Source organism: Anabaena sp. CS-542/02 (assembly GCF_028331085.1).
GTDB lineage: Bacteria > Cyanobacteriota > Cyanobacteriia > Cyanobacteriales > Nostocaceae > Anabaenopsis > Anabaenopsis arnoldii.
On record NZ_JAQMTM010000082.1, the window covers coordinates 1 to 6,651 of the forward strand.

Sequence of the window (6,651 nt, forward strand, 5' to 3'; positions counted from 1 at the left end):
CATCGAGTTCAATCGCTTGGATTACTTTTTGACGAAGGTCGTAACTGTACGGCTTGGGCATATACCTGTAGCAAGCGATCGCTTCACATGAAAAGGGACTACTTATAGTTTATGCTTAAATTACCTTGGCGGTTGCTATAAATTAAATTTTGTCTCCTTTGAGTCATAATAACAAAATTAGTTGCTATTATACCAATTCTATCGTGATGCAAACTACACTGAACTTAAAAAATATTGAAAATCAAGCGAATCTAGTAAATCCAATATTTGCCAACCATGAAACCTTTCACCCTCGTTTTGGTTGGTTGAAAAAAGGATTTGATGCTGTGGAAAAAAATTCAGGAATTTTCTTACAGGATGATGCACCTGTGCGTTTGGGTGTGGGTAAGAATATGGTGCGTTCTATGCGCTATTGGTGTAATGCTTTTAAAATTATTGATAAAAATAATTCTCCCACAAGTTTTGGTGAGCAACTTTTGGGAAATAATGGATGGGACCCTTATTTAGAAGACCCTGCATCATTATGGTTATTACATTGGAATTTGTTAAAACCTACTTGTGAAGCTGCTGCACAGAAAACGTTTTATGTGAAGCAATAGAAACAGTTGTGAAAAGATTTGATGCACTCGTTTTTTCTGATACCGCAGGGATAATTCAATTAACTTTTAAGGATGAAATTATTGCTAATCATGAGAAGTCAATGGCGAAAGAAAAAGCCAAAGCATTAGAAGAAATTTTAGATCAAGAAGATAATAATTTACCTTGTTTAGTTTGTCACTTGTAATTTTATATAATTGCACAGTTTAACACCAAAATTTTTCTTTAATCTATTAAATCTCAATTGAATATGTATAACTTACCAATTGCTGATAATTTAAATATTTCAGCATTAGCAGGATTATTTGATTCTAGAGCTACTTCTTATAAATATCTTTATTTTTTATCTTTATTGGATATTTTAAAAAGAATAAATTTTGCTCGTTTATCAGCAATTAGCTTTCGAGAAATTATTGTTGAGATGTTGGCTAATGCTTGGTATCCTCACAAATTTTTTAAACTTTCCTTTGGAACAATAGACCAAATCGCTAATAAATTAGATGCTCTAGAATTGGAAATTACAGAACCAATTTTAAAATTTAGAGATCCAGATAAGAAGATTTTACGTAATACTATTAATAATCAAAATCTTGAAGATATTATTAACTCTATTAATCTTTATGTTTCTTATCGCTTAATTCGTCCTTTCTTCACTCAAGAAACTAGAGGATTAAAAGATTATGATGTTAACCCAGCTATTATTAATTTAGCTAAGAATCAATTTGATATAAAAAAGCCTTTGTATTCCTTTAACGCTGAAGACCAGCAAGATTGTAACGCCATTATTTTACATCCAGATTGGGTAGAATATTTAGAAGAAAATTACACAATAGTTCGGGGTTGGGTATCTTGGGAATGGTTAAATTATATGCAGCAACAAAACCCTAGTATTCCCAATGTGGTTAATAAATTATTTATGCCACAACAAAGAGATTCTTTAGCAAATCAAACTAAATATTGGAAAACTATTTTAGAGCATCAGGATATTAAATGTATTTATTCTCAAGTTCAATTAAATAAGGATGAAATCTCATTAGATCATTATTTGCCTTGGTCATTTGTTGCTCATGATCAACTATGGAATTTAATTCCAACTACAAAATCTGTTAATTCTTCTAAATCTAATAATATACCATCTGAAAAATATTTTTCTAATTTTGTTAAGTTGCAATATTTAGGCTTAGATATTTATCATCAAAAAGTTTCTCAGAGTAAATGGTTAAATGATGTTGAATCTTTTGTTGCAGAATTGAAAGTTAATCAAGCCAATGATTTATTAAATTTAGAAATTCTAACTAATGCTTACGAAAAAACTATCCAACCATTAAGTTCTTTAGCAACTATTCAGGGTTTTAGTGCTAATTGGGTTTACGCTGAGAAATAATGAACCAACATTAGTAATTTGGTTGGCATATAGTGAAGAACTTTGTGAACAAGCGGTTACAGAATTTCAAAAAGCATGGGACTGTATAGGCCTTGCACCATCTCACGTTTTACAAGCGATGAATTTTGCAGAAAATCTGATTGAAGGAGCGTTAAGAATTGGTATTGGTAAATTTACCACCAAAGCCGAAATAGAAAAAACATCCTCTCTGATTATCAACGCAGTCAATAAAATTCAGCAACTTCTTTAAACTCTCTCTCAAAAACTTGAGCTATGGGTTCAGGTATCTGGAAAACCTCTCTTCCGCAAGGAACTACGGTGTACACACAAATGATTGAATTACTCCATTTATGTAGGGTGTGTTGTCGCGTAGCGCAACGTACTGGACTGACAAGCTTAAAAAAGTTCATTAGAAGTAGGTTGGGTTAAGCGCAGCGCAACCCAACGTTGCCAATGATGTTGGGTTTCCCAAAACCTGAACCCAACCTACAATTTTTTACTTGTGTGTATATCGTAGGCGCTGTATTGACACTCCCCACGGCTTCTAGCCGGGGGGAGTGTCAATGATTGGTTCGGCAAAAACTGTTAGCAGTACAATTCACTATCTGCAAGTAATTGGCTATGCAAACGTTAGCGATTGGAGTCCATTGTTACCAATCGCTAACCCTGGTGAGGTGATGAGTATTTTAATTAGTCAGATTTTAATGGCATAAACCATTATTCTGGCAATTATCCGGAAATCCAGTTCCCCTCCTCCCTTGCACAGGAGGGGGGGATTAAGTTTCCCAGTCTAATGATGATGATGGTGACTTCCCGCCAACTGGGGATTAACCGCCATAGCTTCCTGATTCATTAACTCAGCAATATGATCATTCGCCCATTCCGCCGCCATTGCCAAAAACTCTGGATTATCGTTAACACAAGCCATCTGCACATAATTCACATTAGCATACTTTTTCGCCAAAGCATGAATGATATGGTGTACATCTAATAAAGTTTCGTGGTTTTCTGTAGCAAAACCAATAGGCATAAAGATAACTGCTTTTGCGCCCAATTGAATCAAATTACTAGCAGCTTGCTCCGCATTAGGTAAAGTCCATTCAATTAAAGGCGTATCGTGGTTTAGCCAACCCACAGAAATCAAAGGATAACGGTTAATTAACTTATCCCGCACTAAATCATATAGGACTTGACTTTCAGTAATTCCAGAAGTGAACCCTTTAGCCTTGTGGGGACAGCCATGATTCATTAACACTATACCAATTTGAGAAGGTAAATAAGCTGTACCCAAGTCAGAGGAAATCTTTTCCTCCACCAGTTTAGCCATCAAATCAATATAGTCCGCTTCATTATAAAATGAGGGGATGTAGCGCAGTCCTTTCACCCAGTGTTCTTCTGACTGAGCAACAGTGGACAAAGCATTGTTAACCTGCTCAACTGCAATACCACTAGTAAAGATGGAATCAACAACTAATAAAGGGTAAATCAGGACTTTCTCAAAACCTTGATTGTGAATTTCTGCTAAAACTTGGTGAGGTAAGAAGGGGGCGCAAAAGTTAAAAGCCTTGAAAACTTGGATACTATCCCCCCACTTAGCCTGCAAATTCTTTTCAATTCCAGCCCGTTGCTGTTCAAAAATGGCATTGTGTGGGGAAATAAAATCATGGTGGGTGTGTCCCCACTCGTGACGGTCAAATAAGGCCAATAGCTTTGCTAAGGGCGGATAAATCCAGGTTGGTACTGGTGCAAATTTTGCAGTTAGTAGATTTAAGGCTTGTTCGTTATAGTTAGCAAAATCTTCATAGCTTTCTACCTCACCGTAGCCCATAAGTAAGACGGCTACCCGGTCTTTTCTTGGTAATTCCTCGTGAGTGTGTTGCTGTTTTTCTGGTGTGGCCACCATAATCAGTTCCTCAATATAAATCTATATAAACTCGGGTTGAGAGCCATTCACTTAGGGAATAACTCTATTGATCCGCTAATTAGTAGTTTATTATCCCATCCAGGGGGATAGGTTGATCATGGAGTTAACAATAATATATCAAAAGGCATATAAGGGTTATTACTATTTACTGAGTAGTAAAAATAGTTTTTTGATCAAGCTGGATTCCACATGAGAATTTAGTTGAGAGGACTGTTTTCAGATATCATCAAGGTAACATCAACTAACTTAGTAAATTCATGTGGGGACTTGTCTAGTTGCTATTACTTAGCAAACGGTGTGGTAACATACAAAAATCCATGAGAAATCATGGACAGCCAATTATGACTAAAGAGAAATGAGTATAATTATTTGCCCTGGAATCCATGAGCCAGGATTAACAGAAAACTTTATATCAGAATGCTTGTTTTCAGCCACTGATAGCTGCAAACCACAAAACAGCGGTAAAATCCTGGTTTTTCCCGGTGATGGTTTATTAGTTTTATCATCAGTTCACATTCTGCAATTTTTAGGCGATCGCTTACAGAATGATTTAAAATCACCAGTAACATTCATTAGCTTTAGTGCCGGTGTGGTGGGAGCCATAGGGGCGGCCTGTTCCTGGCAATTGTTAGGTGGTAATATCAAGGCCTTTATTGCTATAGATGGCTGGGGAGTCCCACTATGGGGTAACTTTCCGATACATCGCATGAGTCATGATTATTTTACCCATTGGAGTTCTTCATTATCGGGTGGTAGACATGATAACTTTTACGCAGATCCAGCAGTAAACCATTTATCGATGTGGCGCGCGCCTCAAACAGTAAAAGGTTGGTGGATACATTCATCTGTAAAAGCCTCTCAACCCCCAGTTCCCCTGACTGCAGCGGAATTTTTACATTTACTAATCAAACGCTATGAACAATAGAATCAATCAACATGAGTGAAAACTAAACAACTCAAAATTGAAAATTCCCAAATAATAAATATCAACACCAGGAAATGAGGAGAAGCAAAGAAAATATAGCTTATTCCCCCATCTCAGTTCCAGTAGTAAATTCCCAGTATTTATAATGTTTCCCACTGAACCAGCTGCTGTCAATAACGGATTTAGCGCCCTGCTAAAAAATCGTGGTTTTATGCTCCTGTGGATTGGGCAGCTGTTCTCCCAGTTAGGAGATAAAATATTTTTTGTGTTAATGGTGGCGCTGCTGGAGAATTACCAACCGCCGACCGGGTTAGCCCAAAACTCCATGTACTCAATTTTGATGCTAGCCTTTACATTACCGGCGATTTTGTTCGGTTCTGCGGGTGGTATCTTTGTTGACCGCTTCTCTAAAAAGCTGGTTTTAACCGTCTCTAATTATATTCAAACTGTATTAATGCTATTCATTGCATTTTTACCAAGAGACTTTTTCATGTTATTGTTGCTGACTTTTGGTGTTTCCACCTTAGCCCAATTTTTCACTCCCGCTCAACAAGCTGCTATCCCGGTTTTAGTGCGAAGAGAGAATTTTATGGCCGCCAATGCGGTCTACAGCACCACCATGATGGGATCTTTAATTGTGGGTTTTGCTATTGGAGAGCCAATATTAACTTTAGCCAAAGATTGGTTAGGAGCCAGGTATGGTCAAGAAATTGTGGTCGGTGTACTATACCTATTATCAGGATTAGCCGTACAGCTAGTTAACTTAGGACCAGAAAACGAATTATCGCCTAGAGAAAGCCCTACGCTAATTAATCCTTGGGCTGACTTCAAAGCAGGTTTAGGCTATATCACAAAAAATCCTTTAATATTAAACGCCATGCTGCAACTCACAACTTTATATTGTGTCTTTGCCGCATTAATGGTATTAACCATTAGATTAGCCGCCGACTTTGGTTTAAAGGATAAACAATTTGGCTTTTTCTTAGCCGCTGCGGGTGTAGGTATGGTATTTGGTGCAGCAATTTTAGGTCATTGGGGCGATAAATTGCATCACAAACCCTTACCCCTAATGGGATTTTTAATCATGTCCCTGGTTTTAGGGGTGTTCACTTTCACCCATAATTTGATTCTTGCTCTGGGACTAAGTGCTTTTTTGGGTGTAGGTGCTGCACTAATTGGTGTACCGATGCAAACCTTAATTCAACAGCGCACACCACCCACCATGCACGGAAAAGTATTTGGCTTTCAAAATCATATCGTTAATATTGCCTTATCTGCACCCCTGGCAATTACTGGCCCTTTAACAGATATGCTCGGCTTAAGAATTGTTTTGGTGGCAATGAGTATTATAGTTGCAGGTGTTGGTATTTGGGCATGGAAAAACACCCGCGGAGTGCTACAGGATGTAATTTAGTTATTACCTAACCAGGACTGCAAATCTAACAAACTGGTAAAGTCTAATAAAGCCTCACCGAGATTTTCTAATTCTTCCAATGATAAACTTGCCAATTGTGCGCCTATATCCGGGGGTAATTCTCCCACCCTGCGTGTAAGTTGACGTACAACTAAACGTCGTTCTCGCTGTTCTCCTATTTGTTCCCCTTCTTCGAGAATTTCTTGGTAAATTACTGACTCCCGCATCATACCCTCCCGAAATAGTCTTCTAATTAAATCCTTCTCAAATTTTAACCCGGCTAAAATTTGGGTGTAAGCAGAAATTTCAGGACGCTGGGTTGTCTCCAGGGCGTTAATCCGTAAGACAATTTCCGTCAGCAAGGTTTGGGGTTGGTTGGTCGCTGTTAATGGTGCTAGTGGTAACAA

At 37.7% G+C, this 6,651-nt stretch carries 8 protein-coding genes and 1 pseudogene; 7 read left to right on the forward strand and 2 right to left on the reverse strand.

Annotated elements, in window-relative coordinates; translation table 11 throughout:
* The first annotated feature begins 206 nt into the window (after positions 1–206).
* The 5 genes and pseudogenes from PN447_RS09230 to PN447_RS09250 all read left to right on the forward strand — a co-directional run.
* Positions 207–599 (forward strand): DUF4007 family protein, encoded by a 393-nt coding sequence (locus PN447_RS09230; protein WP_271762556.1) that lies wholly within the window; start codon positions 207–209, stop codon positions 597–599.
* Between the two features lie 8 nt (positions 600–607).
* Positions 608–784 (forward strand): hypothetical protein, encoded by a 177-nt coding sequence (locus PN447_RS09235; RefSeq protein WP_271762558.1) that lies wholly within the window; start codon positions 608–610, stop codon positions 782–784.
* Between the two features lie 63 nt (positions 785–847).
* Entirely contained in the window at positions 848–1,981 is a 1,134-nt protein-coding gene (locus PN447_RS09240) for an HNH endonuclease domain-containing protein (protein ID WP_271762559.1), read from the forward strand.
* 22 nt (positions 1,982–2,003) lie between these two features.
* Positions 2,004–2,231 carry a hypothetical protein gene (locus PN447_RS09245; RefSeq protein ID WP_271762560.1) on the forward strand — a complete coding sequence of 76 codons (228 nt, stop codon included), beginning with the start codon at positions 2,004–2,006 and terminating at the stop codon, positions 2,229–2,231.
* Positions 2,232–2,544: 313 nt separating this feature from the next.
* Positions 2,545–2,694: pseudogene (locus PN447_RS09250) on the forward strand (hypothetical protein); the annotation flags it as partial.
* Positions 2,695–2,771: 77 nt separating this feature from the next.
* Here the strand turns inward: PN447_RS09250 and PN447_RS09255 are convergent.
* Positions 2,772–3,884, reverse strand: coding sequence for a ferrochelatase (locus PN447_RS09255; RefSeq protein WP_271762562.1), 1,113 nt, complete (start codon positions 3,882–3,884; stop codon positions 2,772–2,774).
* A gap of 376 nt (positions 3,885–4,260) precedes the next feature.
* Between PN447_RS09255 and PN447_RS09260 the strand changes: the two genes are divergently transcribed.
* Positions 4,261–4,830, forward strand: a complete 570-nt coding sequence (locus PN447_RS09260) for a hypothetical protein (RefSeq protein WP_271762563.1) — start codon at positions 4,261–4,263, stop codon at positions 4,828–4,830.
* Positions 4,831–4,975: 145 nt separating this feature from the next.
* Positions 4,976–6,244: an MFS transporter gene (locus PN447_RS09265; RefSeq protein WP_271762564.1), complete on the forward strand. Its 1,269-nt coding sequence runs from the start codon at positions 4,976–4,978 to the stop codon at positions 6,242–6,244.
* Here the strand turns inward: PN447_RS09265 and PN447_RS09270 are convergent.
* On the reverse strand, positions 6,241–6,651 hold a 411-nt coding region (locus PN447_RS09270; protein ID WP_271762565.1), incomplete at its 5' end, for a DUF4351 domain-containing protein. The two genes, PN447_RS09265 and PN447_RS09270, sit on opposite strands and share 4 nt — an antisense overlap.